Here is a 26,801-nt window from a genome sequence, read left to right on the forward strand (position 1 = left end):
AAACCGGGCCCGCGCCGCGCCCCGCTGCGGTTGAGTGACCTCAGGCGGCGGACGGGGGTACTCGATGGGCGGTCAGCTCGGGCAGTTGGCGTTGGTGGCCGTGCTGGTGCTGGTCAACGCCGCGCTCTCCGGTAGCGAGATGGCGCTGGTGACCCTGCGGGAGGGGCAGTTGCGGCGGCTGGGCCGGCGCAGCCGCGCCGGCGACCGGTTGGTGCAGCTGTCGCGCGACCCGAACCGCTACCTGGCCACGATCCAGCTCGGCATCACCCTGGCGGGGTTCCTGGCCTCGGCGGCGGCCGCGGTGTCGTTGGCCGGTCCGCTGGTCGGGCCGTTGGGTTTCCTCGGCGGGGCGGCGCGTCCCGCCGCGGTGCTGCTGGTGACCGTGCTGCTGACGTTCGTCACGCTGGTGCTCGGGGAGTTGGCCCCGAAGCGGCTGGCCATGCAGCGGGCCGAGCGGTGGGCGCTGCTGAGCGCCGGCCCGCTGGATCTGCTGGCCCGGGTGTCCCGGCCGGCGGTGTGGCTGCTCAGCCGGGCCACCGACGCGGTCGTGCGACTCGCCGGTGGCGACCCGCGGGCCAACCGGGAGGAGATGACCGAGGAGGAGCTGCGGGAGATGCTGGCCAGCCAGCGCGGCCTGTCGGCCCAGCAGCGGGAGATCCTGACCGGCGCGTTCGACATCGCCGGCCGGACGCTGCGGGAGATCCTGGTGGCCCGGCGGGAGGTGACGACGCTGCCCGCCGGTCTGGCCGCCGACGAGGGGGTCCGGCGGCTCGCCGCCGCCGGGCGGTCCCGCGCTCCCGTCACCGGCCCCGGCGGCCTGGACGAGGTGCTCGGGGTGGTGCACATCCGCGACCTGGTGCGGGCCGGCGCCGCCCCGGTGGGGGAGCAGGTCCGGGAGCCGCTGCTGCTGCCGGTGACCCTGCCGGTCGCCGACGCGATGCGTCAGCTGCGGCAGGAGCATCAGCAACTGGCCCTGGTGGTCGACGAGCACGGGGGCATCGACGGCATGATCACGATGGAGGACCTGCTGGCCGAGGTGGTCGGCGAGTTGTACGACGAGACCGACCGTGACGTGCGCGGGGTCGTCCGGGAACCGGACGGGTCGCTGCTGGTCCCCGGCGACTTCCCGCTGCACGACCTGCCCGACCTGGGGGTGCGGCTGAGCTTTCCGTTGTCCCGGGACTACACGACGGTGGCCGGTCTGGTGCTGGCCCGACTGCGGCACCTGCCGGACTCCCCGGGTGAGACGGTGCGGCTGCCCGGGCTGACCCTGCAGGTGGTGGAGGTCGCCGACCGGGCGGTGCGCCGGGTGCGGCTCTGCGGGTTCGTCACCGAGCGCTGAGGGCTCACCCAGAAGGCTGACAAAAGGTCCAAATCGCCACAGCGGGGAACGCGGTCCGCCTACGGTGCCAGACGTGAAGGACCGAGGGTTGCGTACGTTCGTCACGGTGCTGGCCGGCCTCGCGGTGATCTACTTCGGCAGCGCCGGCCGCAGCCCCGAGGAGGGCCGTGGCATCTCCGGCGGGGTGGTGGTCCTGGCGTTGCTCGCCGCGCTACTGGTGTGGCACCTGACCCGCCCGGGGGACAAGACGGTCAAGTGAGCGCCTCAGCGGGCGGCGACGCGGGTGACCTCACCGGCGGACTCCTCACCCAGCGCCACCCGTACCAGCGCTGACGCGAGCCGGCCGAAGTCCGGTTCGTCGACGAGACCGGCGAGCCGGTCCGGGGATCCCGGCAGGCCGAGCCGCTTCGCCCCGGCCAGGGCCCGACGGTCGGCGTACGGGCGCACGTCCGACCAGACCGTCTGCGCCTCGCGAAGGTAGATGTCCGCGCCGGTGGGGCCGATGCCGGGGAACTCGGTGAGCCGCCGCCGCAGCCCGGCCGGGTCGCCCTGGGCCTCCCGGTGCAGGCGTCGCAGGTCACCGTGCCAACGGTCCAGGCACAGCCGGGCGCCGGTGCCGAGCATGGTGGCGGTCCGCTCGTCGTAGCGGCGGTAGTGGCCCCGGCCCAGCGCGTCGACGCGTTCCTGCCAACTGGCCGCCTCCATGGCCTGTGGGGTGCGGTAGCCGGCGGCGAACAGCTCCCGCGCGGCGTCCACCGCCACGCACGCGCGGATCCGGGTGCTCAGCAGCGTGGTCAGCACCAGCAGCTGATACAGCGGCCCGGGCCGGTCGGAGAGCCGGATACCGGCCTCCTCCGCGTACGTGCGGCCACGCCGGTCGAGCAGCACCCGCACCACACTTCGATCATTGCCCACCCCGTCGGGTTACCCACTTGAGGATCCGCTAGCCGTCGCACCGCTGACCCCGGCCGGAATGCCACCGGGGCGGGCGGGTATGCCGAGGCGTGGAGGCGGTCGATGCCGCCTCCGTACCCGGAAGGGAGACACCGGTGGTCAATCCGCAGCAGGAAGAGTTCCGGCGCAACGCCAAGGGCGCCACCAGCCAGGACAGCAAGGGACCCAAGCCGACGGGGCACCCGCTCAACCGTGGCTCGTCTCGGGGCGACGAGGGTCGACCGGTGCCCAAGGGGCAGGTGTCGCCGTACGGCCCGGCCGGTGAGCCCGTGGCCGAGGACGACAGCGACACTCGCTGACCGATGAGCTAGCGACCGCGGGCTGGCGGCCGCCGCAACCTGTTCCAGGTGGCGGCGGCCGCCAGCCCGTACGCGAGGTGCGGGATGATGTCGGAGATCCAGTCGGAGCGCCGCCACGTACGCGGGTCGCTGATCCCGAGCACCGTGATCGACCCGTCGGTCATGGTCATCACGCCCGCGCCGAGCAGACCGGTGGCCATCGGCAACGGCTGACGTCGACCACCGGCGTAGAGCGCGAACCCGACGCCCGCGGCGACGCCCAGCCCGTAACCGATCAGAGGCCCGAGGCCCGAGCGGCGGTTGGCCGCCCGGGCCCCGTTCCCCAGGTCCACGTGCGCGATCCCGGCCAGCCGGTCGACGGTCTCCTGGGGGACGTCACTCTCCGGCCGTCCCCGTAGCGCCATGTCGAGGTAGCTGACCACGTTCAGCGCGGTGCTGCCGACGGCGCCCGCGATCGCGCCGTCGGCAACGTCGACCCTCCTCACTTCGGGTCGCCCGGTTCACGCTCGCTCTTCGGGCCGTACGTCCGCTCACCGCGCACCACGCCCCGTTGACCGCGATCCTCCTGGAGGATCCGGTTCGCGACCTGGTTGGCCTTGCCGTCGGGTACTCGGCGCCCGGAGTCGTCGATCGCGTTGCGCAACCGCGCGCGCTGCTTGTCGTACGCGTTACTGCCCGGCCGTGGTCCTGGCATCTGTGCCTCCTTCGTCGGTCTGGGCACCTGGTGCTGCCCACCGTCCGCTGGGCGTACCGCGGCCGTCTACCCGTCTGGTGGCGGACCAACCCCGGCGCGCTAACTGGGTGCGCGGGCCACGACCACCGGGCACTGCGCGTGGTGCAGCATCGACTGGCTCACCGACCCCAGCAGCAACCCGGTCACCTCGCCGCGCCCCCGCCCGCCGACGACCGCCAGTTGGGCGGAGCGGGACGCCTCGGCGAGCACGGTGCCGGGTCGGCCGTGCACCACCTGGCAGGTCAACCGCAGACCCCGGTGGTCCTCGGTGAGCCCGGTCAGCCACCCGGCGAGCATCCGCTCCTGCTCGCCGCGCAGCTTCGCCTCGTCGTACACCAGGGGTTGCATGTCGCCCGGACCGCTGCTGCCGGGGTGCCGGTAGGCGTGCACCGCCACCAGCGGCACGCCGAGCGACACGGCGGTCTCGGCGGCGAAGTCCGCCGCTCGCCGGGAGGCGTCCGAGCCGTCGACCGCGACCAGGACCGGCTCGTCGGGTCGTTGCGTGCCGCGCGCGACCAGCACCGGGCAGTCGGCGTACGCGGCGACCTGCACCGCGACCGAGCCGACCAGCAGCGCGGAGAAGCCACCCAGCCCGCGGTCGCCGAGCACGATGAGCGCGGCGGTGGGGGACTCGCCCACCAGCACCGCGGCGGCCTCACCGTCGATGATCTCGCCGGAGATCGACAACCCGGGCACTGTCGCCTCGGCCTCGCGCACCGCGGCCTCGACCAGCTCCTCGGCGCGGTGGCGCAGCCCACCGTCGGGCGGTGCGCCCGGGGCGGGGGAGACCGGTACGTGCAGCAGCGGCCAGATGAAGCCGTGCACGACCCGCAGCGGTCGGTGCCGGCGCGCGGCCTCGGTGGCGGCGAGGCGCACGGCGCGTAGCGCCGACTCCGAGCCGTCGACGCCGGCCACCACCGCCGCGTTGTTCGCCGAGTTCACCGCTCACCTCCGCTCGCGGCCAGTATCGCGGGCCCGGACGCCCTCGCGCCGCGATACCGCTGAGCGCGTCCCGGTCGGTACGCTGGCGACGACCGGGGAGGGAGCGCCGCCGATGGGTGAACCAGACCAGCCGAGCACCGCTCGCATGATCGATTTTTGGCTCGGCGGGCAGCATCACTTCCCCGTGGACGTGGCCGCCGCGAACGCGTTTGAGCAGGCGTACGGCCCGTGCGCGCCGGTGTTCCGCGAGCTGCGGGCGTTCCTGGGCCGGGCGGTGCGGGCGATGGCCGCCCAGGGCGTGGACGGGTTCCTGGTGTTCGGCGCCGGGGTGCCGACGATGGGCAACGTGCACGAGGTCGCCACCGACGCGACAGTGCTCTACACCGACGTCGACCCGGTCACCATCCGACTGGGACAGAGCATCCTCGCCGGCAGCGACCGGGCCGGCTACGGCTTCGGCGACGCGACCGATATCGGCACTGTCGACCCGGCGCAGCTGCACCGTTTCGTGCCGGGCTGGGGTCGGCGGCCGGTCGGGGTGGTCTTCCTCGGCCTGGCGGCGTTCCTCGACGACGCCACGCTGACCCGCACCCTCGAGGAGCTGTACGCTGCCGCGGCGCCGGGCAGCCTGCTCGCGGTGGACTTCGACACCGAGGAGCTGGCCGGCCACCCGCAGGCGCTGGCCATGATGGGACCGCAGTTCCGGATGCGTCCACCGGCGGCGTTCGCGCCGCTGCTGGGTCGGTGGGCGCCGACGGCGGACGGGATCGTCCCGGTCGCCGAGTGGCGGCCGGACGGCCCGCCGGCGCGGGTGCCCGACGCGTTCCACGGTGTGCTCGCGACCCGCGCGGGTGACTGACCGCGCCGATCATCCGTCCGGTGGCGTCCGTATGATGCTTGCCCTATAGCAAGCTTCTGGGGAGGACGACGATGGTAGACGCGCCGGACATGGTGTCGCGCGCGTTGCGCGAGGCTCCGCCCGACCAGTTGGCGGAGGCAGCGGACCGGGCGATCCGGTCCGCGATGGGCGCGCTGCGCACCGACGTCTTCGTCGCCGACTACCGGATCAGCGGCCTCTGGCCGGTGCTGGACCCGGACCTGCCGGCGGGCGGCTTCCTGGCCTGCCACACCGTGGCGCAGCGCTGCTTCAGCAGCCAGCAGCCGGTACGCGACGGTGAAGGCCCCTGCCGGCTCTACCTGCCCTTGACGGTATGGGGGGAGCGGCTTGGCGTGCTGCTGATCGAGCTTCCAGCCGTACCGAACGCGACGGTCACCGGTCGGGCGACGGACATCGCCGGCGCCCTGGCCGTGGCGATGCGCGCGGCGGACCGGGAGACCGACCGTTACCGGCGGGCCCGCCGTCGGGAGCGACTGACGATGGCCGCCGAGATGCAGTGGGACCTGCTGCCCGGTCGTGGTGTGTCCCACCACGCGTTCGATCTGGCCGGCCAGCTCGAACCGGCGTACACGGTCGGCGGCGACCACTTTGACTGGTCGTTGGACGGCGACCGTCTCACCGTCACGGTGCTCAACGGCGAGGGCAGTGGGCTGGCGGCGTCCCTGTTGACCGCCGTCACTGTCAACGCGATGCGCAACGCGCGGCGCTCCGGTGGCGGCCTGGTGGAACAGGCCGAGCTGGCCTCGGACACGGTCTTCTACCAACACCGCGGCGCTCGGCACGTGGCCACCCTGCTGCTCGAGGTGGACACTCGCGTCGGCCGGGTGCGGGCGGTCGACGCGGGCTCCCCCCATCTGTTGCGGATGCGAGGGTCCACGGTCGAGCCTCTGAAGCTGGATCAGCAGCTGCCGCTGGGCATGTTCGCCGAGACCCGCTACGAGCTTCAGGAGGTGCAACTCGCCCCGGGTGACCGGCTCTTCGTGGTCAGTGACGGGGTGTGGGCCGCCGAGCCGCCGGGTCAGGAGCCGTACGGGCAGCGGGTGATGGCTCGTTCCCTGCGCGCCACGCGGCTGCAGCCGCCGGCCGAGGCGGTTGGTACGGTGATGCGCGAACTGCACGCCTATCACGCGGATTCCGATCTGCGCGACGACGCCGTCGTGGTCTGTCTGGACTGGCACGGTCCGCGCGAACGGGGCACGGGGTGAGATTCGCCGCCGCGTTGCCGGGCGGGCACCAGCGCGACGACGGCAGGGGACATCAGGTGGAGCGACCTGCGGATCTCGCCGCGGCGATCGACGCGGCCGCCGGGACGCTGATCGCCGTGCTGGAGTCGGCCGCGTTGCGGCATCAGGTGCCGCCCACCCAGCTGAGAGTGCTCACGCTGATCTGCGGCCGTCCGGAGACCAACGTCAACGGGTTGGCGGAGTTGCTGGACGTGGTGCCGTCGTCGGCGAGCCGCCTGTGCGACCGGTTGGAGGCGACCGGGCTGTTGCGTCGGGTGGCCGATCCGCGTGATCGGCGTGAGGTGCGGTTGGTGCCGACCGCTGCGGCGCTGACCCTGTTGGGGGAGTTGGCCGAGCGGCGCCAGCGCGCGGTGCAGGCGGTGTTGGACCGGATGCCGGTGCGGATGCAGCACGAGCTGTTGCTGGCGCTGGCCGGGTTCGCTCGGGCGGCGACGTCGGCGCCCGAGCAGCAGACCGATCCCGCCGTCCAGACGGCCTGAGCGTCGTCCCCTCTTCCACTAGTATCCTAGGACGCTTTAGGCGTGGTGATCCACGCCACAGTGCGGCACAGCCGCACCGACAGCCCGCGGCGGCGCCCGGGCAGCGAGAGGAAGCCCGATATAGTGGCAGCGCACCTACCCGGCCCGCGATCTTCGAGATCGCGGGCCGCATCAGGGGAAGGGGCCCCACCCGGGGCCGCAGGGGAGAGCCGGCGCTGGTCGGCCCGACAGCGCGTACGACCCTCAGCCGCGCCCGGCGCCGGCCGGGGGCCCGCGTGCCGTGGAGGAGGATCGGTGTCGCGTCGGCAGGCTCGGGCAGAGCAACCGCGGGACACCGGTGACGAGACTCCCGGCAACCAGGTGCTCACCCTGCCCAACCTGATCAGCTTCGGGCGGCTGCTGGGCGTGCCGCTCTTCCTCTACCTGTTCCTGGTGGCGCGGGCCGACGTGGCGGCGGTCGTTGTGCTGGCCATCGGCGGCACCACCGACTGGGTCGACGGCTGGATCGCCCGCCGCCTGCACCAGGTCAGCCGCCTGGGCGAGCTGCTCGACCCGCTCGCCGACCGGCTCTACATTCTCGCCACCCTGGTCGCCTTCACCGCGCGGGAGGTGGTGCCGTGGCAGTTCACCGCGGCGCTGCTGGCCCGTGAGGTGCTCCTGCTGGCCTCGCTGGCGGTGCTGCGTCGCTACGGGTACGGGCCGCCGCCGGTGCACTACGTGGGCAAGACCGCCACGTTCCTGCTGCTCGCGGCGTTCCCAGTGCTGCTGCTGGCCAGCGCGGCGACCGACGTGGCGACGGCGGCGAGCGCCATCGGTTGGGCGTTGGCCTGGTGGGGGCTGGTGCTGTACTGGGTGGCCGGCGGGATGTACATCGTGCAGGCGGCCCGACTGGTGCGCGGGGCGCGCGGTCCGGGAGCGGCGGGGTGAGCGCGCCGCGGCTGGGAAAACCCGGCCAGGACCGGGTGTACGCGCCGGACTTCCTCACCGAGCTGTTCCGCAATCCGCTGGATCCGGGGTACGCGGACGCGGCTGCCGCGCGTCGGCGCTCGGCGGAGTCGGCTCCGGCGCGCGGGTGGCGGGCGTTGCCGGCACGGTCGGTGAGCCTGGTCGTGGTGGTGATGCTCGGTTTCCTGTTCGCGGTGGCGTACCGGCAGACGATGGCGGACGAGCCGGGGCGGAGCCAGGCCCGTTCGGGTCTGGTGACGCAGATCAAGGAACGGGAGAGCCAGACCGATCGGTTGTCCACGCGGGCGGACCAGCTGCGCGAGGAGGTCAGTCGGCAGCGGGACGCGGCGTTGAGCGGGTCGGCCGCTGCCCGGTTGCGCAACCTGGAGGCGAGCACCGGGCTGGGTCGGGTGCGCGGTGATGGTGTGGTGGTGCGGTTGGCGGACGCGCCGGACAAGGCGGACGCGGTCACCGGTGCCGGCGCTGGCCCGCCGCGGGTGCTCTACAGCGACCTGCAGGGTGTGGCGAACGCGTTGTGGAGTGCTGGCGCGGAGGCGATCGCCATCAACGGGCAGCGGTTGACGTCGACGTCGACGATCCGGTCGGCCGGTGAGGCGATGCTCGTGGATTTCCGGCCGGTGACCGGGCCGTACGAGGTGTCGGCGATCGGGCCGGGTTCGATGCGGCGCAAGTTCGAGGACAGCCGCAACGCGGCGCTGATGCGGAAGGTCGCGCAGGGGACCGGGTTGTCGTTCGGTGTGCGGGAGGCGGATGACCTCACCCTGCCGGCGGCGCCGGAGCCGCAGCTACGCTACGCCAAGCCGTCGGTCAGTCCGAGCCCTTCCGCGTCGGGTGTCCGTTCCGGCAGTCCCGGGTCGTCCGGTCCGGCGACGACTGTTAGCCCCTCCGGAGGTGGCCGATGATCGCGGTGCTGGCGTTGCTCGCCGGTGTGGTGCTGGGCGTGTGGCTTGATCCCACGGTGCCGGCGGCGTTGCAGCCGTACCTGCCGATCGCGGTGGTGGCCGCGTTGGACGCGGTGTTCGGTGGGGTGCGGGCCCGGTTGGACCGCATCTTCGACGACAAGCAGTTCGTGGTGTCGTTCATTTCGAACGTGCTGGTGGCTGGTCTGATCGTGTATCTGGGTGACCAGTTGGGGGTGGGCGGGCAGTTGTCCACCGGTGTGGTCGTTGTGTTGGGTGTGCGTATCTTCGGCAACGTGGCGGCGATCCGTCGGCACCTTTTCCGGGCGTAGGTTGGGTTGCGATGAGTGACGAGCAGACCGACACGGGGACGGGGTGGCCGCAGCCGGCCGGTCCGGTGCGGCCGGGTGGGCCGGCGGGTGAGCCGGATCCGCGGCCCGATGCACCGGATCCGGATGAGTTGAGCCCGTTGGCGCCGCAGGGGCCGGCGCAGCCGTCGGATGACGAGCCTGCGGCGGAGCCGGGTGTGGAGCCGGTCGACGATGGTGCGACGGTGGACCTGAGCGCGGTGTCGCGGTCGGGGGAGCCGCCGCTCGCGGGTTCCGACGGGTTGGCGGAGCCGCCGCTCGCGGGTTCTGACGGGTTGGCGGCGCCGGTGGCGGCTGGTCGGTCCCGGTGGAGTGCGGCCGGGGTGATGATCGCCGCGTTGTTGGCGTTGCTGGGGTTCACGTTGGTCGTGCAGTTGAAGACGACGTCGACGGACCCGACCCTGGGGGCCACCCGGCAGGAGGACCTGGTCCGGATCCTGTCGGATCTGGATGCGCGGGAGAACCGCCTGCAGCAGGACATCCGGGCTCTGGAGGACAGTCAGCGGCAGTTGCAGTCGGGTGAGCAGGGTCGTCAGGCGGCGTTGGATGAGGCGACGCGGCGGGCGGACGAGCTGGGCATCCTGGCGGGGACGTTGCCGGCGGTGGGGCCGGGATTGACGGTGCAGTTCGACGCCGGTGTGAAGCCGATCTCGGCGAACCGGGTGTTGGACGCGGTGCAGGAGTTGCGTGGTGCGGGCGCCGAGGCGATGCAGATTTCCGGTGGGGACCGGGCGACGGTGCGGATCATCGCGTCGACGTACTTCCTCGATGGGGACAACGGGTCGTTGATGGTGGAGGGGCGTCGGTTGTCGGGGCCGTACACGATCACGGTGATCGGTGATCCAGCGACGATGCGTACGGCGTTGAACATTCCTGGTGGGGTGGTGGCGTCGGTCCGGGGTGACGGCGGTAACGTGACGTTTGGGGAGCGTGAGGTTGCCGAGGTTTCGGCGCTGCACGTGCCGATCAAGTTGGAACACGCCCGTCCGGTCTCCTGACCGGCGCGGCCGCGCCGGACCCGGGTGGTCCGGGGCACCGATGGATGAAGGACGCGTCTGGTGATTCCCGAGGATCTGCGATACACCGCCGAGCATGAGTGGGTGGCGGGTGACGGCACGGCTTCGGTCCGGGTCGGCATCACCCACTTCGCGCAGGACGCGCTCGGTGACATCGTGTACGTGCAGTTGCCCGAGGCGGGTGCGGTGGTCGCGGCCGGTGACTCGTTGGGTGAGATCGAGTCGACCAAGAGCGTGTCGGAGATCTACGCGCCGGTGGCCGGTACGGTGGCGGCGCGCAACGACGCGTTGGCTGACACGCCTGAGCTGATCAACACTGATCCGTACGGTGAGGGTTGGTTGGTGGAGATCACGCCGAACGATCCGACTGCGACGGATGGGTTGCTGACGGCGGCCGCGTATCAGAAGATCACCGAAGGCTGAGTGTGCTTGATCCGGTGCGTGGGATGTCTGCGCGCGTCCGGTTGCCCTGCATTTCGGCGCTGGCTAGGCTCGCCCAGTCGACCGAGAACCCAATAGTTGAGCGTTGCGGAATTGCCTTCCCGGGCACGGGGAGCCAGCCGCCGGGTGTTCAAGTGCCCGGCGGCCAGACCCGCCATTACCCGACGCCGACCGAACAGATCCGTGAGGTGGTCCCATGACGCGGCCAGACGACGAGTTCCCCCCACTCGACGTCACTTCGACGCTCAATCTCGGTTCGCTCGACGAAGTGCTGGAGGGGCCGGATACCGATGTGGTTCCGAGCCGGATGTCCGGTTCGTTGCCGCCGGGTATGGCGCTGCTGGTGGTTCGTCGAGGCCCGAATGCGGGTGCCCGGTTCCTGTTGGACCACGATGTGACGACCAGTGGCCGGCACCCGGACAGTGACATCTTCCTGGACGACGTGACGGTGTCGCGTCGGCATGCGGAGTTCCACCGCGATGGTGGGACGTTCACGGTGCGGGACGTGGGCAGCCTGAATGGCACGTACGTCAATCGTGAGCGGGTTGAGGCGGCCACGTTGAGCAATGGTGACGAGGTTCAGATCGGTAAGTTCCGGGTGGTGTTCATCGCCGGTCCGCGCCCGGAGGAGGAGGCCGGCCGGGGGTGAACGAGCCTGCGGCCTCCATGTCACCCGGGGCGGCTCGGTCTGAGCCGCTGATGAGCATCGGTGAGGTGCTTGGGCAGTTGCGGGTGGATTTTCCGGATACCACGATTTCGAAGCTGCGGTTTCTTGAGGCCGAGGGTTTGGTCGAGCCGCAGCGGACGGCGGCGGGTTACCGGAAGTACAGCTGGGACGATGTGGCGCGGTTGCGGTTCGTGTTGACCGCGCAGCGGGACAAGTACCTGCCGTTGCGGGTGATCCGGGAGCAGTTGGCGCAGTGGGATTCGTCCGGTGAGCAGCCGGGGCGGTCGCGGCCGGCGTTGGTGGCGGTTGGTCCTGATGGTGCGGTGCCGGGTCGTGAGTTGGCGGAGCCGGCCGAGTCGTCGCAGGTGCGGCTCGGCCGGGCGGATCTGGTGGCGCGCAGTGGGATCGACGAGTCGACGTTGGTGGAGTTGGAGCGGCTCGGTGTCCTGGTGTCGGATCCGCCGGGGTGGTATGACGCGGATGCTCTGATCATCGCGTCGGCGGTGGCGGGGTTGGCGGCGTACGGGTTGGAGCCGCGGCACCTGCGGGGTTATCGGACGGCGGCGGACCGGGAGGTCGGTTTGTTCGCGCAGTTGGTGGCCCCGTTGGCGCGGCAGAGTGATCCGGCGGCGCGGGCTCGGGCGGCGGAGACGGCGCGGGAGTTGGTGGCGTTGTCGGAGCAGTTGCACGCGGCGTTGGTGCGGGTGGGGCTGCGGTCGACGTTGGGTCGGTGAGGGTGCCCGGTGGGTGGCGGTTGAGCGGAAAGATCTCTTCCGGGAAGCGTGCCGTAGGCTTGCCGGGGTAACCCCTTTTCGGCGCGGGCGTGGTGCTGTAGCGCATGGGACGGCCGTGTTGCGGTCCGTGTACCGTGCAGGGAAGGGCGCGGTGCGGCGTAGGTGACAACGACACGGAGGCGGCGGTGCGCGAGCTGAGCGTGGTCGGAGTTCGGGTGGAGCTGCCCAGCAACCAGCCGATCGTCCTGCTCAGGGAGGTCGAGGGGGACCGCTATCTGCCGATCTGGATCGGCGCGGTCGAGGCCACGGCTATCGCTTATGAGCAGCAGGGGGTCAAGCCGGCCCGGCCGTTGACGCATGATCTTCTGCGGGATGTGTTGGCGGCGTTGAAGGCGCCCTTGCAGGCGGTGGAGATCACCGAGCTGAAGGAGAACGTCTTCTACGCGGATCTGTTGATCGGCGATGGGGTGCGGGTGTCGGCGCGGCCGAGCGATTCGATCGCGTTGGCGTTGCGGGTTGGTGCGCCGATTCGTTGTGCGGAGCAGGTCCTCAGCGAGGCGGGGATCGTTATCCCTGATGAGCAGGAGGACGAGGTGGAGAAGTTCCGCGAGTTCCTGGAGCAGGTGCGTCCGGAGGATTTCGCGGGCTGAGGTGTGCCCGGGCTCGGTTGGTGATCTTTCTCGGTGGCTGCGCGGCGTGTCGCGTCGGTTCCTCCGTGGTAACCCCTGACGGTGGCGATAGGGTTTCCATGTCGAGGGGTGCGCGTCCCGGAAACGATGCGTTGCCACAGTGACGGGGAGGTTGTCCGGATGCACGAGCCGCGGGATTCCGATCCGGGTGCAGAGTTCGACGAGTCGGGTGCCTCGTCGCCAGGTGTGGCGGCTGAGGGTGACGGTTCGGTTGGCTACCGGGGTGTGACGGCCTGCCACGCGGTGGGCATCAGTTACCGGCAGTTGGATTACTGGGCGCGGACGACGCTGGTGGTGCCGAGCGTTCGGGACGCCTCGGGTTCGGGGACGCAGCGGTTGTATTCGTTCCGGGACCTGGTGGTGTTGAAGGTCGTGAAGCGGTTGTTGGATGCGGGGGTGTCCCTGCAGAACATCCGTAAGGCGATCGAGGCGTTGCGGTCGCGCGGCGTGGAGGATCTGGCGGGGATCACGCTGATCTCTGATGGGACGACGGTGTACGAGTGCCGGTCTCCGGAGGAGGTGGTCGACCTGTTGCAGGGTGGCCAGGGGGTCTTCGGCATCGCGATCGGTGGGGCTTTCAAGGAGATCCAGGGGTCGTTGTCGCATCTGCCGGCGGAGCCGGCGACGAGCGGCCCGGTGGAGTCGGTGGTGGCGTCGGGCCCGGATCCGATGGGTGACGAGTTGGCGGCGCGGCGGGCGCGGCGGCGCGCCGGCTGATCGTTCGTCTTTCGGTTTTTTTTCGGTTGTTTTCTCGCCACCGTCGGTGACGGTGGCGGGGTTCTGTCGGCGATGGCGATCCACTGTGGATACCGTGGGTGTCGTGTCGGTGGCCCATTGTGGAGATACCCATCGGTAGTGGTGACGCAACGTGTCAGCGTGTTGTCGGGAATCCGATAAGGGGGCGCTGACCGGAAGCGGTTGACACGCTATGGTCCCTCACGGTTCTGGACCCTTCATCCCCGGAAGGAACGACCGTGACGGTTACGGAAGAGACTGCTCCCGCCTCGCACTACGACCGCATTGGCGGTGCCAGTTCGGTCAAGGCGGCGGTTGAGCTGTTCTACGACAAGGTGCTCGCGGACCCGGAGTTGGCGGGCTACTTCGCTGACGTGGACATGGCCGGTCAGCGGCGGCATCTGGCGTTGATGTTGACGGTGGTGCTGGGTGGCCCGAACGAGTACACGGGTCGTGGGTTGGCCGAGGCGCACCAGCCGTTGAACATCACGGTGGGGCACTACGCGAAGGTGGGCGAGCACCTGACGGTGACGCTGACCGAGCTGGGGGTGCCGGCGGACATCCTCGCCGACGTGCAGACAGTGCTGGGGCAGGTGCAGGGCCAGGTGGTGGCTGCCGGGAACAGGTCGGGCGCCTGAGCGTGGACGCGGCTCGCCTCAAGCAGAGCTGGTCGGTGGTCGCCGGTCACGGCGACCAGGTGCCGCTCTACTTCTACTCGACGTTGTTCCTCGCTCATCCTGAGACGCGGCAGATGTTCCCCACGAACATGGCCGGTCAGCGGGACCGCCTCGTGACCGCGCTGGGTCACATCGTGTCCAACGTGGACCAGGTGGATCAGCTGGTGGGTTTCCTGCAGGATCTCGGCGCGGATCACCGCAAGTTCGCGGTCCGCGCGGAGCACTATCCGGCGGTCGGTGAGGCGCTGGTGGCGACGTTGCAGCATTTCCTCGCCGAGCAGTGGACCGACGAGTTGGCTGCGGACTGGACGGCCGCGTACGGGTTGGTCGCCCAGGTGATGACGGAGGCCGCGCAGGCCGCTGAGGCGGTCAATCCGCCGTGGTGGGTGGCGGAGATCGTGGCGCATGAGCGGCGGGCGTTCGACGTGGCGGTGTTGACGGTGCGTCCGCAGTACCTGTTGCCGTTCACGCCGGGTCAGTCGATCGGGGTGTCGCACCCGTCGGTGCGGTCGTGGCGGTACTACTCGCCGGCGAACGCGCCGCGGGCGGACGGCACGTTGGAGTTGCATGTGCGGGCCGCGCCGGGTGGCGCGGTGTCGTCGCGGCTGGTGTACGGGTCGGCGGTGGGGGATCGGATCCACCTGGCGGCGCCGGTGGGGGACCGGCTGGGGTTGTGGTCGGCGGGCTCCAGTGACCTGTTGCTGCTGGTTGCGGGTACGGGCTGGGCGCCGGTGAAGGCGTTGGTGGAGCAGGTGGCCGCGGAGGGTTCCCGCCGGCGGGTGGACCTGTACGTGGGGGCCCGGTCCCGTAGCGAGTTCTACGACAGCGACGCGATCGACAAGTTGGCGTCGTCGTATCCGTGGTTGACGGTGACGTACGTGGTCGGTGCCGACGTGCACCGGCCGGGGGAGTTCGTGCAGGCGGTGGACCGGGCGTTGGCCGACGGTGACTGGCGGTCCCGGCACGTGTTCGTGTGTGGGTCGGACGAGATGGTGTCGCACGCGGTGCGGACGTTGGTTCAGGCGGGTTACCACGCGGGTCAGGTGCACCACGAGGGCCTGGGCGCGCAGTGGTACGGCCCGGCGTGGCGGACGGCGGTGCAGCAGCCGCCTGCGGGTGACACTTCGGGAGGTGGGCACAGGTGAGCGCGACGAGTGAGCTTGCGAGCCCGGCGGTCGCGAACGGAGGTCTGCACAGGTGAGTGCGACGCCGATCAGCCGGTATGACGGGGTGCAGGTTTCCGGCGGTGTGCAGGTGCGGATGACCGCCGATCGGGTTCGACGGTGGGAGTTCGGTGCGGCGTCGTTCGCGCGGCGTGGTTACGACAACGCTGACGTGGACCGGTTCCGGGTGCAGGTCGCTGACGAGTTGGACCTGTTGGCGACGCAGATCGCGACGTTGCGGGCGGAGAACGAGCGGCTGACCGACCGGGTGGAGCTGCACCGGCACGGGGTGATTCCGAGTACGGGGGCGGCGGCGAAGGTCCCGGCGGCACGGGAGGTGAATCTGCTGTCAGCGGCGCAGCGGGAGGCCGAGCAGATCATCGCGCAGGCGCATGACTACGCGCGTCGGGTCGCCGAGTACGCCCGGGTGCAGTACGAGAGTTACCTGCACGCAGCGGAGGCCGAGGCGAAGCAGGAGGCGGAGCGGGCGGTGGCGGAGTACCGCAGCGCGGCGGGGCCGAGCTTCGACGACACGGTGGCGACCCGGGAGGCGTTGCGGATCTTCGGCGAGATGATGGTGTCGCACATGCAGGCGGCGGCGCGGCATCTCGACGACGGCAGTGAGCAGTTGGCGCGCACGATGGATCGGATCGCGGCGGAGACGCCGGGGGCGCCGTTCGTGGGTGGCGTGGTGGGCCAGTCGGCGTTGCCGCGACACCAGCAGCGCTGAGTGGTCGCCGGGGTGGGGCTGCTAGCAGGTCTCGTTGTGGTGGGCGGGAGTGCTCATTAGAGTGCTTGGTGCGGGCGTGAACTTGAAGGAGTGGGCGGCGGCCACCGGCGTCTCGTACGCGACCGCTCGGCGGCGTTACGAGGCCGGGGCGCTGCCCGTTCCGACGTATCGGCTCGGCCGGCTCATCATGGTCGGCGAGCCGGGGACGGGCACGCTGGCTGAGGTTGGTCGGGTCGTGGTGTACGCGCGGGTGTCGTCAGCAGACCAGAAGACGGACCTCGACCGGCAGGTCGCCCGGGTGACCGTGTGGGCCACTGGGCAGAGGTTGGCTGTCGATAGTGTCGTCACCGAGGTTGGCTCCGCCCTCAACGGGCATCGCGAGAAGTTCCTCGCCCTACTGCGTGATCCTGCTGTGACGACCATTGTCGTCGAGCACCGCTACCGGTTCGCCCGCTTCGGCGCCGAATACGTCGAGGCCGCGCTGAGCGCACACGCCGCCGCCTACTGGTGGTGGACCCCGCTGAGGTGGATGACGACCTCGTCCGGGACATGACCGAGGTCCTCACCTCGCTGTGCGCACGCCTATACGGTCGCCGTGCCGCGGCGAACCGAGCTCAGCGCGCGGTCGAAGCGGCTACAGAGGGACCGTCGTGAAGACGTTGCAGGCGTACCGGTTCGCGTTGGACCTGTCACCGCGCCAGGAGCGGGCGGTCCTCGCCCACGCTGGAGCGGCTCGGGTCGCGCACAACTGGGCCCTGGCTCGCGTGAAGGCAGTCATGAGCCAGCGCGCTGCCGAACGCACTTACGGCGTGCCAGACGGGCTGCTGAGCCCGCCGATTTCGTGGTCGCTGCCGTCACTGCGTAAGGCGTGGAACGCCGCCAAGGATGAGGTCGCACCGTGGTGGGCGGAGTGCTCGAAGGAGGCGTTCAACAGCGGTCTCGACGCCCTCGCGAGGGCGCTGAAGAACTGGTCTGACTCGCGCAAAGGTGCTCGTAAGGGTCGCGCGGTTGGGTTTCCCCGCTTCAAGTCCCGGCGGCGCAGCACCCCGACGGTGCGGTTCACCACCGGCGTGATGCGGATCGAGGCCGACCGCCGGCATGTGGTGCTACCCCGGCTGGGCGCGCTGCGGCTGCATGAGTCGGCGCGCAAGCTGGCTCGGCGGTTGGAGGCGGGCACCGCGCGGATCATGTCCGCGACGGTGCGGCGCGAGGGCGGCCGCTGGTTCGTGTCGTTCACCTGCGAGGTCGAGCGCGCCGTGCGTGCACCAGCCCGGCCTGGCTCGATGGTGGGGGTGGACCTTGGTAAGAAGCACCTCGCGGTGCTGTCGACTGGCGAACGGATGGCCAACCCGCGGCACCTCGTGGTGGCCGCGCGCCGGATGCGCCGTCTGGCCCGGGCGGTGAGCCGATGCGTCACTCCTGACCGTCGGGTGCGTCGGGTCGGGTCGAACCGCTGGGCCCGGGCGCAGCAAGAGCTTTCGCGGGCGCACGCGCGCGTCGTCGGGCTACGCCGCGACGGTTTACACCAGTTCACCACCCGGCTGACCCGCGAGCACGGCACTGTCGTGGTCGAGGACCTGAACGTCGCGGGCATGTTGCGTAACCGCCGGCTGGCCCGGCACGTCGCGGACGCAAGCTTCGCGGAGGTCCGGCGTCAACTGACCTACAAGAGCGAGTGGAACGGTGGGCGGCTGGTCACCGCCGGCCGGTGGTATCCGTCGAGCAAGACCTGCTCCGGCTGCGGCGCGGTGAAAACCAAGCTGACCCTGGCCGAGCGGACCTACATCTGCACCGCCTGCGGGTTGAGTCTCGACCGGGACCTCAACGCCGCACTCAACCTCGCCGCCCTCGCGCGTGAGGTAACCGACGACCGGAGTGGCCGGGAGTCGCTAAACGGACGTGGAGCCGACCAGAAGACCCGCAGCCGCGGGCAGGTGGCTGTGAAGCGTCTACCCGGCACCGCGCGAGCGGGTCACGCCGGGACCGTCCCACCGCAAGGCGGGACTACCGCACAGCGCTCACTTCTGAGCACTCGCCGGTAACGGTGCGCTGACGTGGACCCCACCCGGCGCGCTGGCGGCGGTGGCATAGTCGGAGGGGCCAGGCGGGGCTGACCGGTGGCCCGCCCCTGGGAGAGGCGCCGTCGTGTCGGTATCACCGTCCCCACCCGGCAGGTCAGCGGACCCGCTGGCCGCGTTGGAGGCGTCGGCGTGGGCGCTGGCCGCCGCGGTCGGCACCATGAGTGACGCCCTGTCGGCTCCGCTCGCCGAGGTCCTCGCGGCGTCGCCGCACCGCAGCGCGGTGCTGCAGGCCGCCGGTCTGCTGTCCTGGGAGGGTGGGAAACCGGTCGCGCACCCGTCGCTGGTGCCCGCCGACGGGCCGACCGGGCGCAGCGCGGTGCAGGCGCGGTTGAGTTCGCTGCGGCAGGCGGTCGCCGCGGCGGCGCAGGAGCCTTCCGGCGGGGGTGGGGCCGGCTGGGCGCAGGTGGACGACGAGGTGTTGCTGCATCAGGGTCGGGCGTCGGCGGCGACCGGCCGGGCGTTGGCGACCCGGGTGGTGCCCGAGTTGCCGGGGTTGGCGGAGCGTTTGGACTCGGCGGACGCCCGGGTGCTGGACGTGGGCACGGGTGTGGCGGCGTTGGCTGTCGCCCTGGCCCGCGCGTTTCCCCGGGTGTCGGTGGTGGGTATCGACGTGCTGCAACGGGCGTTGGACCTCGCGGTCGGGGAGTTGGCCGAGGCCCGCGATGTCGCGGATCGGATCACGCTGCGCCTTCAGGACGTCGCGGAGGTGGCCGAGCCGGGCGGGTACGACCTGGTCTGGGTGCCGGCGCCGTTTCTTCCTCAGCAGACGTTGACGCTCGCGTTGCCCCGGCTGGTGCAGGCGCTGCGACCCGGTGGTTGGCTGGTGGCCGGCACCAATCCGCCGGCCGGGGACCCGTTGCGGGCGGCCGTCGACCGGTGGAACGCGGTGCGCAACGGCGGCAACGCCTTCGACGCCGACCGGATGGCGGAGGTGCTGGCGGGGGCCGGGTTGGGTGACGTTCGGCGTTTTCCGACCGTCCCCGGGGGGCCGGTGTTGGTCGCCGCGCACCGCCCGGGCGGCTGAGGGCGACAGTCGGTGCGGCGGGTGGTCAGCTGGCGGCGGCGCGGACGGCCTCGGCGATCGGGGTGGGTCCGTCGACGAGTTCCAGTGTCGCGCCGGTGGTGCCCGGTTCGTCGAGCAGCGCGGCGAGGACGTGGGCGACGTCGGTGCGGCTGATCGCGCCACGGCCGGCGTGTGGGGTGAGGGTGACCCGCCCGGTGGGTGGGTCGTCGGTGAGCCGGCCGGGTCGCAGCACCGTCCAGGCCAGGTCGCGGCCGCGCAGGTCGTCCTCGGCGGCGCGTTTGGCGCGCAGGTACGCCGCCCACACGTCGTCGGTGCCGGGGGCGGGTGGTGTGTCCACCCCCATGGAGGAGACGAGCAGGTAGCGGTGGACGCCGGCGCGGGTGGCGGCGTCGGCGAGCAGCACGGCGGCGGCCCGGTCGACGGTGTCCTTGCGGGCGGCGCCGCTGCCGGGGCCGGCGCCCGCGGCGAAGACCACCGCGTCGGCGCCGTCGAGGTGCCCGGCCACCTGTTCGAGCGGGGTGTGTTCCAGGTCGCAGACGACGGGGGTGGCGCCGGCGGCGCGCAGCGTCGCGGTCTGCTCGGGGTTGCGGATGAGGCCGACGGCGGTGTCGCCGCGCCCGACGAGGTGGCGTTGCAACAGTAGGGCGATCTTGCCGTGGCCTCCGGCGATGACGACGCGCATGAGCCCAACCTACCGGCGCCGCGGGGTGCAGGCGGTGTCACCGGCTTGACCTTGACCTTCGGGCAACCCTGAGCCTGGTGGGTGCCGGTCGCCGTGACCGGCGCGAGGAGGATGTCGACGTGGGGCTGATGACGATCGGGGCGTTCGCCCGGGCGGCGAGGCTGACACCGAAGGCGTTGCGCCTGTACGACCAGGTTGGGCTGCTGGTGCCGGCCGCTGTCGATCCGGAGTCCGGTTACCGGCTCTACGACCCGGCTCAGCTGCCGGTGGCTCGGCTGGTCGCCCAGTTGCGTCGGCTCGGTATGCCGCTGGCGACGATCCGGGTCGTGTGCGGCCTGGAGCGCGCGGCGGCGGCTGAGGCGGTCACCGCGTACTGGCGGCAGGTCAGCGCCGACACCGCGGCGCGTGCCCGGCTCGCCACTCTCCTCGTGGACCACCTGTCTGAAGGGGGCACCACCATGTCCGACCCGAATCCCACAGTTGCCGTCCGCTGCGCCGCCGGTTGTGACACCGGGCTGGTGCGCGACAGCAACGAGGACAGCGCGTACGCCAGCGAGCGGTTGCTCGCCGTGGCCGACGGCATGCGGGGGCCCGGCGGCGCTGCCGCCAGCGCGGCCGCCGTCGACGCCCTGAAGCCGTTGGCGTTCACCGACGTGCCGGCCGTCGACCTGCTGACGATGCTGGCTGGCGCGGTGAGCGACGCGGACCGCGCCGTGCACGGGTTGGCCACCGACACCGACCAGCCGGTCACCACGCTGACCGCGCTGCTGCTCAGTGGTTCCCGGCTGGCGCTGGTGCACGTCGGTGACACCCGCGCCTACCTGCTGCGCGGCGGTGAGCTGTCGCTGCTCACGCAGGATCACACTTGGGTGCAGGCCCAGGTTGATCAGGGCCGGCTCGACCGGGACCAGGCCGCGACGCATCCGCAGCGGGCGGTGCTGGTGCGCGCCCTCGGTGGCGGCCGGCAGGTCGAGGCGGATCTGGCGCTGCGTACCGCGCTGCCGGGTGACCGGTACCTGTTGTGCTCCGACGGGCTGTCCGCGGTCGTCGACCGGGCCGATCTGGGGTCGGCGTTGGCCGCGACGGACGATCCCGAGGACACGGTGCGGGCGCTGATCGATCTGGCGCGGGCCGAGGGGGCGCCGGACAACATCGCCTGCGTCGTCGCCGACGTCGTCGCGGTATAGCCGTCGCCGACGCCACCCGCGCCGGGTGGGGCCGCCCACCCGGCGCGGGGCTCGGCGTTGGTGAACCGGTTGAGGCAGCATGGAGAGGTGATGGAGAGCTTCGACGCGTTGACCTCGCTGGTGGCCGGTGGTGGGGTGGTGGTGCTCAGCGGTGCCGGCCTGTCCACCGAGTCGGGAATTCCGGACTACCGGGGGCCCAGCGGGGTGGCGCGGCGGCACACGCCGATGACCTTCCAGGCGTTCACCCGCGATCCCCTGGCCCGGCGGCGCTACTGGGCGCGCAGCCACCTGGGTTGGCGGTTGATCGCGGGCGCGGCGCCCAATGCCGGGCACCGGGCGGTGGCCGGGCTGCAACACGCCGGGCTGGTCGACACGGTGATCACCCAGAACGTCGACGGCCTGCACGGTGCGGCCGGCAGCCCGTCGGTGATCGAGCTGCACGGCCGCCTCGACGAGGTGACCTGCCTGGACTGCGGCAACCTGACCTCCCGGGAGGAGCTGCACCGGCGGCTGCGCGAGGCCAACCCGGAGTTCGTGGCCCGCGTCGCCGCGGTCAACCCGGACGGTGATGTTGATCTCCCCGACGAGCAGGTGGCGGCGTTTCGGCCGGTGGACTGCGGGATCTGCGGCACCGGGATGCTGAAACCGGACGTGGTGTTCTTCGGTGAGACGGTGCCGGCGCAGCGGGTGGCGCGGTGTTTCGCGGCCGTGGAGCAGGCCCGGTCGTTGCTGGTGCTCGGGTCGTCGTTGACGGTGATGTCGGGGCGCCGGTTCGTGATTCGGGCCGCGAAACGGGGCATCCCGGTCGCGATCGTCAACCAGGGGCCGACCCGGGGTGACGGCCACGCCACCGTGTGCGTCGACGCGCCGCTGGGCGCGGTGCTGCCGCAGTTGGCCGCGCGGGTCGGCGCCGGGGCACCGCTGGGGGTGTGACGGGCCGGGCCCCGGGTGGCACCCGGCCCGGGGGTAGGACATCCGCCGGAAACACCAACGCTGGTAGCGTTGACCACGCCGGTAACACCCACGTGGGAGAGACCGCCCGACAGCACGCAGGGCGGCGCCGAAGGGGCAAATCCTCCCCGGAACCTCTCAGGCAAAAGGACCTCGTGGGCAGGCACTGTGGAGTGCCCCTGTGGGTGCGACAGAGGGGGAGGCCGACACGTCGACCTCGCCCCGGGAGTGCCCCTATGACCGTAGAGCAGTTCGCCACCCGTCACATCGGTCCCGGCCCCGACGATGAGCGTCGGATGCTGGAGGTCGTCGGGCACGACTCGATCGACGAGCTGATGGACGCGGCGATCCCCGAGGTGATCCGCTGGCACGGCACCCTCGACCTGCCCGACCCGGCCACCGAGGCCGAGACGATCGCCGAGCTGCGGGCCCTCGCGGCGCGTAACACCGTCGCCGTCTCCATGATCGGGTTGGGGTACCACGGCACGCACACCCCGGCGGTGATCCGCCGCAACGTGCTGGAGGACCCGGCCTGGTACACGGCGTACACGCCGTACCAGCCGGAGATCAGCCAGGGCCGCCTGGAGGCGCTGCTGAACTTCCAGACCATGGTCACCGACCTGACCGGGTTGGCCACCGCGAACGCCTCGATGCTCGACGAGGGCACCGCGGCGGCGGAGGCGATGACCCTGGCGCGGCGGGCCTCCAAGAGCAAGAGCGGTGTGTACGTCGTCGACGCCGACGCGTTGCCGCAGACCATCGCGGTGATCACCAGCCGGGCCGAGCCGCTCGGCATCGACGTGCGGGTCCTCGACGTGCAGCGCGACGAGTTGCCGGCGGAGTTCTTCGGCCTGCACCTGCAGTACCCGGGGGCGTCCGGGGCGGTGCGCGACCACGCGGGCCTGGTCGAGGCGGCGCACTCCGTCGGCGCCCTGGTGACCGTCGCGGCGGACCTGCTGGCGTTGACGCTGCTGCGCGCACCGGGGGAGATCGGCGCGGACATCGCCGCCGGCACCACCCAGCGTTTCGGCGTACCGATGGGCTTCGGTGGGCCGCACGCCGGTTACCTGGCGGTGCGCTCGGGCCTGGAGCGGATGCTGCCCGGGCGCCTGGTCGGGGTGTCGCGCGACGCGGACGGCAACCCGGCCTACCGGTTGGCGTTGCAGACCCGTGAGCAGCACATCCGGCGGGAGAAGGCGACCAGCAACATCTGCACCGCGCAGGTGCTGCTCGCGGTGATGGCCGGCATGTACGCCGTCTACCACGGCCCGGACGGGCTGCGCGACATCGCGACGCGTACCCATCGGATGGCGGCGCGGCTCGCGGCCGGGTTGCGCGCCGGTGGGGTGGACGTCGCGGACGTCGCGTTCTTCGACACCGTCACCGCGACCGTGCCCGGGCGGGCCGCCGAGGTGGTGGCCGCCGCCGCGGACCGTGGTGTCAACCTGCGGCTGGTCGACGCCGACCGGGTGGGGGTGTCCTGCGACGAGACCACTACCGACGCGCACCTGGCGCAGGTGTGGGCGGCGTTCGGGGTGCCCGCGTTCGACGGCGACGCGGACGTGGCTTTGCCGGTCGACCTGACGCGCGGCAGCGACTTCCTCACCCACCCGGTGTTCCGCAGTCACCACTCGGAGACGGCGATGCTGCGTTACCTGCGGCGGCTGTCGGACTTCGACTACGCCCTGGACCGGGGCATGATCCCGCTCGGGTCGTGCACGATGAAGCTGAACGCGACCACCGAGATGGAGCCGGTCAGCTGGGCGGAGTTCGCGAACATCCACCCGTTCGCGCCGGACGCGCAGACCGTCGGGTACCGGGAGATGATCGGTCAGCTGGAGTCGTGGCTGGCCGAGGTGACCGGCTACGACGCGGTGAGCGTGCAGCCCAACGCCGGTTCGCAGGGTGAGCTGGCCGGGTTGCTGGCGATCCGCTCGTACCACGCGTCGCGAGGTGAGACGCACCGCGACGTGTGCCTGATCCCGTCGTCGGCGCACGGCACGAACGCGGCGTCGGCGGTGATGGCCGGCATGCGCGTCGTGGTGGTGGCCTGCGACGACGACGGCAACGTCGACCTCGTCGACCTGGACGCGAAGATCGACAAGCACCGGGACGCGCTCGCCGCGATCATGGTGACGTACCCGTCCACGCACGGTGTGTACGAGACGGGCATCGCGTCGTTGTGCGCGAAGGTCCACGACGCCGGCGGGCAGGTGTACGTCGACGGGGCGAACCTCAACGCCCTGGTCGGGTTCGCCAAGCCCGGCAAGTTCGGCGCGGACGTGTCGCACCTGAACCTGCACAAGACGTTCTGCATCCCGCACGGCGGCGGTGGCCCCGGGGTGGGCCCGGTGGCGGTCCGCGCGCACCTGGCGCCGTTCCTGCCCGGTGACCCGCTGGGCGCGCACGTGGACGCCACGCCGGCGATCTCGGCGGCGAAGTACGGGTCGGCGGGGATCCTGCCGATCCCGTGGGCGTACCTGCGGATGATGGGCGCCGAGGGCCTGACCCGGGCCACCGGTGTGGCGGTGCTCGCGGCGAACTACGTGGCGGCGCGACTGCGGGGGCACTTCCCGGTGCTGTACGCCGGCAACAAGGGCCTGGTGGCCCACGAGTGCATCCTCGACCTGCGGCCGTTGACGAAGGCGACCGGGGTGAGCGTCGACGACGTGGCGAAGCGGCTGATCGACTACGGCTTCCACGCGCCCACGATGTCGTTCCCGGTGGCGGGGACGCTGATGGTGGAGCCGACCGAGAGCGAGGACCTGGCCGAGCTGGACCGGTTCTGCGACGCGATGATCGCGATCCGCGCGGAGATCGAGCAGGTGGGTTCCGGGGCGTGGCCGGCGGGGGACAACCCCCTGGCCAACGCGCCGCACACCGCGGCGATGGTCAGCAGTGACGAGTGGTCACACGCGTACCCGCGGTCGGTGGGCGCGTACCCGGCCGGGGTGGACCGGGCCGGGAAGTACTGGCCGCCGGTGCGGCGCATCGACGGCGCGTACGGCGACCGGAACCTGGTCTGCTCGTGCCCGTCGCCGGAGGCGTTCGAGGACTGACGACGCCGCAGCCGGTCGAGACTGACGACGGCGCGCCGGGGCGGGCGGTACGGCCTGCCCCGGCAGCCGCTGCGACCTGGGCTGGGACGTCCCTTACCGGGGGACTAGCCTGGGTCGACGGCGGCTAAACGGTGACGCTGAGTGGTCGGTCAGGCCACGAGAGCGTGGCGGGCGGGGCCGCGGTGCGGTGCGATGCTGCTGCCGTCGGGAAGCAGCTCGCCGGTGTCCTCGAAGACGATGACACCGTTGCAGAGCAGGCTCCAGCCCTGCTCACGGAAGCAGGCGAGGACCCGCGCGGCTTCCCGGTCGGTGGCTTCAGCGGAGGGGCAGGTCGGTTGGTGCTGGCACATCGGGTTCTCCGGACTGTGGGGGCACTGTGTCATGGTTCACATGACCAGTGACGCACAGTACCAAGCGAAAGTGTCCAGCATCGAGCAGGTGCCCGCCTGGTGCACGGGAAATCCACTGAACGGATGAGGAAGGTTGGACCGTACGGCGTGGAAACGCTCCCACAGGTGTGCGCCGCGGGCACCGGCCCGGCTGGCTCGGCCGCGGACAGCGGCCCGGCTGCGGACAGCGGCCCGGCTGGCTCGGCCGCGGGCACCGGCCCGGCTGGCTTGGCCGCGGACAGCGGCGCGGCGGCGTCGGCCGCCCACCGCGGCCCTGCTGCGCCGATCGATGTGCCCGCCGCGCCGGCCGCGTGCCGGGGTGCGTTGACCGAACGTGCCCGCCTGCACTGGTTCCGTGGCGACGGCGGCGACCCCGCAGCCCTGGCCGAGGAGTTCCTCGCCGCGCACGGCCTGCCCCTGCACGACCTGACCCGGCCCGCCAGCGGCCAGCACGGCACCGGGGTCTGCGGCGCGGCGCTGTACCTGTCCGCCGCCGCCGGGGCGCTGCTGGCCGGGGCCCCCGCCGGGGCGCCCGAGCCCGCGCCGGCTCTGCCCGACCTCGCCGTCGTCGTCTACCAGCACGGCCCCACCCGGGTCACCCGGCCCGGCCCACCGCCGCCGTGGTGGCTCGGCGAGTGGGTCGAGAGCTGGACCCCCGGCCAGCACGCCGCCGCCGTCGACGCGGTCCGCGCCGCCATCGGCCGCGGCGACGTCTACCAGAGCAACCTCGTCGGTCACGCCGCCGCCCCCTACACCGGCGACCCGCTGCCGGCGCTGAGCCGCCTCGGCGCGCTCCCCGGCGCCCGCTACGGCGGCGTCCTCACCGGCGACGGCTGGGCCATCGGCTGCGCCTCCCCGGAAACCCTCGTCGAGGTCACCGACGGGCAGGTGATCACCCGTCCGATCAAGGGCACCCGCCCGGCCACCGCCACCGGCCGCGCCGAACTGCTCGCCAGCGCGAAGGAACGCGCCGAACACATCATGATCGTCGACCTGGAACGCAACGACCTCGCCCGTATCGCCCGCACCGGCACGGTCACCGTCGACGAGTTGTTCGCCGTGCGCCGCTGGTGCGACCTGTGGCAGGCCGAGTCGACGGTCCGCGCCGCTGCCGCCGACGGCCTCGGCCTCGCCGACCTGCTGCGCGCCACCTGCCCCGGCGGCTCGGTCACCGGCGCCCCGAAGCTCGCCGCCCTGGCCCAGATCAGTGTCCTCGAACCGGTCGGGCGGGGCGCCAGCATGGGCGCGCTGGGCTGGGTGGCCCCGGGTCACGTCGACCTGGGCCTGACCATTCGCACCGCCGCCGCCGACGGCCAGCGGCTGCACACCTGGGCCGGCGGGGGCATCACCTGGGACAGCGACGCGCACGCCGAGGTCGCCGAGGCCGCCGCGAAGACCACCCCGATCCGCGCGACCCTGGCCGGGCGCTGACCGCAGCAGGGCACGGCGATA

Annotated in this window: 30 protein-coding genes, 1 pseudogene and 1 riboswitch; of the genes and pseudogenes, 25 read left to right on the top strand and 6 right to left on the bottom strand. The window is 71.9% G+C overall.

Annotated features, from left to right (window positions below):
• Positions 1-64 precede the first annotated feature (64 nt).
• Both GA0070561_RS08455 and GA0070561_RS08460 read left to right on the top strand, forming a co-directional pair.
• Entirely contained in the window at positions 65-1,342 is a 1,278-nt protein-coding gene (locus tag GA0070561_RS08455) for a hemolysin family protein (RefSeq protein WP_091397927.1), read from the top strand.
• Between the two features lie 73 nt (positions 1,343-1,415).
• Positions 1,416-1,601, top strand: a complete 186-nt coding sequence (locus GA0070561_RS08460; RefSeq protein WP_036410487.1) for a hypothetical protein — start codon at positions 1,416-1,418, stop codon at positions 1,599-1,601.
• Positions 1,602-1,606: 5 nt separating this feature from the next.
• On the opposite strand, the gene GA0070561_RS08465 is transcribed toward GA0070561_RS08460, so the two are convergent.
• Positions 1,607-2,257, bottom strand: a complete 651-nt coding sequence (locus GA0070561_RS08465; RefSeq protein WP_091397931.1) for a hypothetical protein — start codon at positions 2,255-2,257, stop codon at positions 1,607-1,609.
• 134 nt (positions 2,258-2,391) lie between these two features.
• Between GA0070561_RS08465 and GA0070561_RS08470 the strand changes: the two genes are divergently transcribed.
• Positions 2,392-2,595 carry a hypothetical protein gene (locus GA0070561_RS08470; RefSeq protein ID WP_091397934.1) on the top strand — a complete coding sequence of 68 codons (204 nt, stop codon included), beginning with the start codon at positions 2,392-2,394 and terminating at the stop codon, positions 2,593-2,595.
• Positions 2,596-2,603: 8 nt separating this feature from the next.
• On the opposite strand, the gene GA0070561_RS08475 is transcribed toward GA0070561_RS08470, so the two are convergent.
• The 3 genes from GA0070561_RS08475 to GA0070561_RS08485 form a co-directional block, all read right to left on the bottom strand.
• Positions 2,604-3,080, bottom strand: coding sequence for a hypothetical protein (locus GA0070561_RS08475; RefSeq protein WP_091397937.1), 477 nt, complete (start codon positions 3,078-3,080; stop codon positions 2,604-2,606).
• Complete coding sequence (locus GA0070561_RS08480) at positions 3,077-3,289, bottom strand: phosphatidylethanolamine-binding protein (RefSeq protein WP_088948250.1); 213 nt, start codon at positions 3,287-3,289, stop codon at positions 3,077-3,079. The genes GA0070561_RS08475 and GA0070561_RS08480 overlap by 4 nt, the downstream gene beginning before the upstream one ends.
• A 99-nt stretch (positions 3,290-3,388) precedes the next feature.
• Positions 3,389-4,270 (bottom strand): universal stress protein, encoded by an 882-nt coding sequence (locus GA0070561_RS08485; RefSeq protein WP_091397941.1) that lies wholly within the window; start codon positions 4,268-4,270, stop codon positions 3,389-3,391.
• A gap of 112 nt (positions 4,271-4,382) precedes the next feature.
• Here GA0070561_RS08485 and GA0070561_RS08490 point away from each other — a divergent pair, with 112 nt between their 5' ends.
• The 18 genes and pseudogenes from GA0070561_RS08490 to GA0070561_RS08575 all read left to right on the top strand — a co-directional run bounded on the left by GA0070561_RS08490 (position 4,383) and on the right by GA0070561_RS08575 (position 19,081).
• On the top strand, positions 4,383-5,129 hold the full coding sequence (locus tag GA0070561_RS08490) for an SAM-dependent methyltransferase (protein ID WP_091397944.1): 747 nt from the start codon (positions 4,383-4,385) through the stop codon (positions 5,127-5,129).
• 71 nt (positions 5,130-5,200) lie between these two features.
• Positions 5,201-6,373 (top strand): PP2C family protein-serine/threonine phosphatase, encoded by a 1,173-nt coding sequence (locus GA0070561_RS08495; RefSeq protein WP_091397947.1) that lies wholly within the window; start codon positions 5,201-5,203, stop codon positions 6,371-6,373.
• A gap of 56 nt (positions 6,374-6,429) precedes the next feature.
• Entirely contained in the window at positions 6,430-6,891 is a 462-nt protein-coding gene (locus GA0070561_RS08500) for a MarR family winged helix-turn-helix transcriptional regulator (RefSeq protein WP_091397950.1), read from the top strand.
• Positions 6,892-7,185: 294 nt separating this feature from the next.
• The gene (clsA, locus tag GA0070561_RS08505) at positions 7,186-7,818 is read left to right on the top strand and encodes a cardiolipin synthase ClsA (protein ID WP_091397952.1); all 633 of its coding nucleotides are present in this window, start codon (positions 7,186-7,188) and stop codon (positions 7,816-7,818) included.
• Entirely contained in the window at positions 7,815-8,759 is a 945-nt protein-coding gene (locus tag GA0070561_RS08510) for a DUF881 domain-containing protein (protein WP_091397955.1), read from the top strand. Before clsA ends, GA0070561_RS08510 begins: the two co-directional genes overlap by 4 nt.
• On the top strand, positions 8,756-9,088 hold the full coding sequence (locus tag GA0070561_RS08515) for a small basic family protein (RefSeq protein WP_030327710.1): 333 nt from the start codon (positions 8,756-8,758) through the stop codon (positions 9,086-9,088). The genes GA0070561_RS08510 and GA0070561_RS08515 overlap by 4 nt, the downstream gene beginning before the upstream one ends.
• Before the next feature lie 11 nt (positions 9,089-9,099).
• On the top strand, positions 9,100-10,122 hold the full coding sequence (locus GA0070561_RS08520) for a DUF881 domain-containing protein (RefSeq protein ID WP_091397958.1): 1,023 nt from the start codon (positions 9,100-9,102) through the stop codon (positions 10,120-10,122).
• Positions 10,123-10,182: 60 nt separating this feature from the next.
• On the top strand, positions 10,183-10,563 hold the full coding sequence (gene gcvH, locus GA0070561_RS08525) for a glycine cleavage system protein GcvH (RefSeq protein WP_091397961.1): 381 nt from the start codon (positions 10,183-10,185) through the stop codon (positions 10,561-10,563).
• Between the two features lie 214 nt (positions 10,564-10,777).
• Positions 10,778-11,230: an oxoglutarate dehydrogenase inhibitor Odhl gene (gene odhI / locus GA0070561_RS08530; protein WP_007071101.1), complete on the top strand. Its 453-nt coding sequence runs from the start codon at positions 10,778-10,780 to the stop codon at positions 11,228-11,230.
• Between the two features lie 50 nt (positions 11,231-11,280).
• Complete coding sequence (gene ftsR, locus GA0070561_RS08535) at positions 11,281-11,982, top strand: transcriptional regulator FtsR (RefSeq protein ID WP_181518541.1); 702 nt, start codon at positions 11,281-11,283, stop codon at positions 11,980-11,982.
• A 185-nt stretch (positions 11,983-12,167) separates the two neighbouring features.
• Positions 12,168-12,632 (top strand): bifunctional nuclease family protein, encoded by a 465-nt coding sequence (locus GA0070561_RS08540; RefSeq protein WP_030327706.1) that lies wholly within the window; start codon positions 12,168-12,170, stop codon positions 12,630-12,632.
• Between the two features lie 159 nt (positions 12,633-12,791).
• Positions 12,792-13,388: a MerR family transcriptional regulator gene (locus GA0070561_RS08545; protein ID WP_091397967.1), complete on the top strand. Its 597-nt coding sequence runs from the start codon at positions 12,792-12,794 to the stop codon at positions 13,386-13,388.
• A gap of 257 nt (positions 13,389-13,645) precedes the next feature.
• On the top strand, positions 13,646-14,044 hold the full coding sequence (locus tag GA0070561_RS08550; RefSeq protein ID WP_091397976.1) for a group I truncated hemoglobin: 399 nt from the start codon (positions 13,646-13,648) through the stop codon (positions 14,042-14,044).
• A 2-nt stretch (positions 14,045-14,046) separates the two neighbouring features.
• Positions 14,047-15,228 carry a globin domain-containing protein gene (locus tag GA0070561_RS08555; RefSeq protein WP_091397979.1) on the top strand — a complete coding sequence of 394 codons (1,182 nt, stop codon included), beginning with the start codon at positions 14,047-14,049 and terminating at the stop codon, positions 15,226-15,228.
• A gap of 52 nt (positions 15,229-15,280) precedes the next feature.
• The gene (locus GA0070561_RS08560; RefSeq protein WP_091397983.1) at positions 15,281-15,976 is read left to right on the top strand and encodes a DivIVA domain-containing protein; all 696 of its coding nucleotides are present in this window, start codon (positions 15,281-15,283) and stop codon (positions 15,974-15,976) included.
• A gap of 76 nt (positions 15,977-16,052) precedes the next feature.
• A pseudogene (locus tag GA0070561_RS08565) lies at positions 16,053-16,630 on the top strand (IS607 family transposase).
• Positions 16,627-18,018 (top strand): IS607 family element RNA-guided endonuclease TnpB, encoded by a 1,392-nt coding sequence (gene tnpB / locus GA0070561_RS08570; RefSeq protein ID WP_091397987.1) that lies wholly within the window; start codon positions 16,627-16,629, stop codon positions 18,016-18,018. The pseudogene GA0070561_RS08565 and the gene tnpB overlap by 4 nt, the downstream one beginning before the upstream one ends.
• Before the next feature lie 103 nt (positions 18,019-18,121).
• Complete coding sequence (locus GA0070561_RS08575; protein WP_208603711.1) at positions 18,122-19,081, top strand: SAM-dependent methyltransferase; 960 nt, start codon at positions 18,122-18,124, stop codon at positions 19,079-19,081.
• A gap of 25 nt (positions 19,082-19,106) precedes the next feature.
• On the opposite strand, the gene GA0070561_RS08580 is transcribed toward GA0070561_RS08575, so the two are convergent.
• Positions 19,107-19,763 (bottom strand): NAD(P)H-binding protein, encoded by a 657-nt coding sequence (locus GA0070561_RS08580; RefSeq protein WP_091397990.1) that lies wholly within the window; start codon positions 19,761-19,763, stop codon positions 19,107-19,109.
• Positions 19,764-19,882: 119 nt separating this feature from the next.
• Between GA0070561_RS08580 and GA0070561_RS08585 the strand changes: the two genes are divergently transcribed.
• The 3 genes from GA0070561_RS08585 to gcvP all read left to right on the top strand — a co-directional run bounded on the left by GA0070561_RS08585 (position 19,883) and on the right by gcvP (position 24,960).
• On the top strand, positions 19,883-20,950 hold the full coding sequence (locus tag GA0070561_RS08585) for a MerR family transcriptional regulator (protein ID WP_091400046.1): 1,068 nt from the start codon (positions 19,883-19,885) through the stop codon (positions 20,948-20,950).
• Between the two features lie 90 nt (positions 20,951-21,040).
• On the top strand, positions 21,041-21,883 hold the full coding sequence (locus tag GA0070561_RS08590; RefSeq protein ID WP_091397995.1) for an NAD-dependent protein deacetylase: 843 nt from the start codon (positions 21,041-21,043) through the stop codon (positions 21,881-21,883).
• A gap of 83 nt (positions 21,884-21,966) precedes the next feature.
• Positions 21,967-22,065: riboswitch (glycine riboswitch) on the top strand.
• Positions 22,066-22,137: 72 nt separating this feature from the next.
• A complete protein-coding gene (gene gcvP, locus GA0070561_RS08595; protein ID WP_091397999.1) occupies positions 22,138-24,960 on the top strand; it encodes an aminomethyl-transferring glycine dehydrogenase in 2,823 nt (940 codons plus the stop codon).
• 149 nt (positions 24,961-25,109) lie between these two features.
• Here gcvP and GA0070561_RS08600 read toward each other — a convergent pair whose 3' ends face one another.
• Positions 25,110-25,310 carry a DUF5999 family protein gene (locus tag GA0070561_RS08600; protein WP_007460326.1) on the bottom strand — a complete coding sequence of 67 codons (201 nt, stop codon included), beginning with the start codon at positions 25,308-25,310 and terminating at the stop codon, positions 25,110-25,112.
• Positions 25,311-25,433: 123 nt separating this feature from the next.
• On the opposite strand from GA0070561_RS08600, the gene GA0070561_RS08605 reads away from it, so the two are divergent.
• Entirely contained in the window at positions 25,434-26,780 is a 1,347-nt protein-coding gene (locus GA0070561_RS08605) for a chorismate-binding protein (protein WP_244166121.1), read from the top strand.
• Positions 26,781-26,801 lie beyond the last annotated feature (21 nt).

The organism is Micromonospora saelicesensis (assembly GCF_900091575.1).
Classification (GTDB): Bacteria; Actinomycetota; Actinomycetes; order Mycobacteriales; family Micromonosporaceae; genus Micromonospora; species Micromonospora saelicesensis.

What these genes read in the sequence shown, in the direction of transcription:
- GA0070561_RS08455 (WP_091397927.1), top strand. Translation starts at nt 65, where the DNA reads ATGGGCGGTCAGCTCGGGCAGTTGGCGTTGGTGGCCGTGCTGGTGCTG.
- GA0070561_RS08480 (WP_088948250.1), bottom strand. Translation starts at nt 3,289, where the DNA reads ATGCCAGGACCACGGCCGGGCAGTAACGCGTACGACAAGCAGCGCGCG.
- GA0070561_RS08490 (WP_091397944.1), top strand. Translation starts at nt 4,383, where the DNA reads ATGGGTGAACCAGACCAGCCGAGCACCGCTCGCATGATCGATTTTTGG.
- GA0070561_RS08495 (WP_091397947.1), top strand. Translation starts at nt 5,201, where the DNA reads ATGGTAGACGCGCCGGACATGGTGTCGCGCGCGTTGCGCGAGGCTCCG.
- GA0070561_RS08515 (WP_030327710.1), top strand. Translation starts at nt 8,756, where the DNA reads ATGATCGCGGTGCTGGCGTTGCTCGCCGGTGTGGTGCTGGGCGTGTGG.
- GA0070561_RS08520 (WP_091397958.1), top strand. Translation starts at nt 9,100, where the DNA reads ATGAGTGACGAGCAGACCGACACGGGGACGGGGTGGCCGCAGCCGGCC.
- odhI (WP_007071101.1), top strand. Translation starts at nt 10,778, where the DNA reads ATGACGCGGCCAGACGACGAGTTCCCCCCACTCGACGTCACTTCGACG.
- ftsR (WP_181518541.1), top strand. Translation starts at nt 11,281, where the DNA reads ATGAGCATCGGTGAGGTGCTTGGGCAGTTGCGGGTGGATTTTCCGGAT.
- GA0070561_RS08545 (WP_091397967.1), top strand. Translation starts at nt 12,792, where the DNA reads ATGCACGAGCCGCGGGATTCCGATCCGGGTGCAGAGTTCGACGAGTCG.
- GA0070561_RS08580 (WP_091397990.1), bottom strand. Translation starts at nt 19,763, where the DNA reads ATGCGCGTCGTCATCGCCGGAGGCCACGGCAAGATCGCCCTACTGTTG.
- GA0070561_RS08590 (WP_091397995.1), top strand. Translation starts at nt 21,041, where the DNA reads ATGGAGAGCTTCGACGCGTTGACCTCGCTGGTGGCCGGTGGTGGGGTG.
- gcvP (WP_091397999.1), top strand. Translation starts at nt 22,138, where the DNA reads ATGACCGTAGAGCAGTTCGCCACCCGTCACATCGGTCCCGGCCCCGAC.
- GA0070561_RS08600 (WP_007460326.1), bottom strand. Translation starts at nt 25,310, where the DNA reads ATGTGCCAGCACCAACCGACCTGCCCCTCCGCTGAAGCCACCGACCGG.
- GA0070561_RS08605 (WP_244166121.1), top strand. Translation starts at nt 25,434, where the DNA reads ATGAGGAAGGTTGGACCGTACGGCGTGGAAACGCTCCCACAGGTGTGC.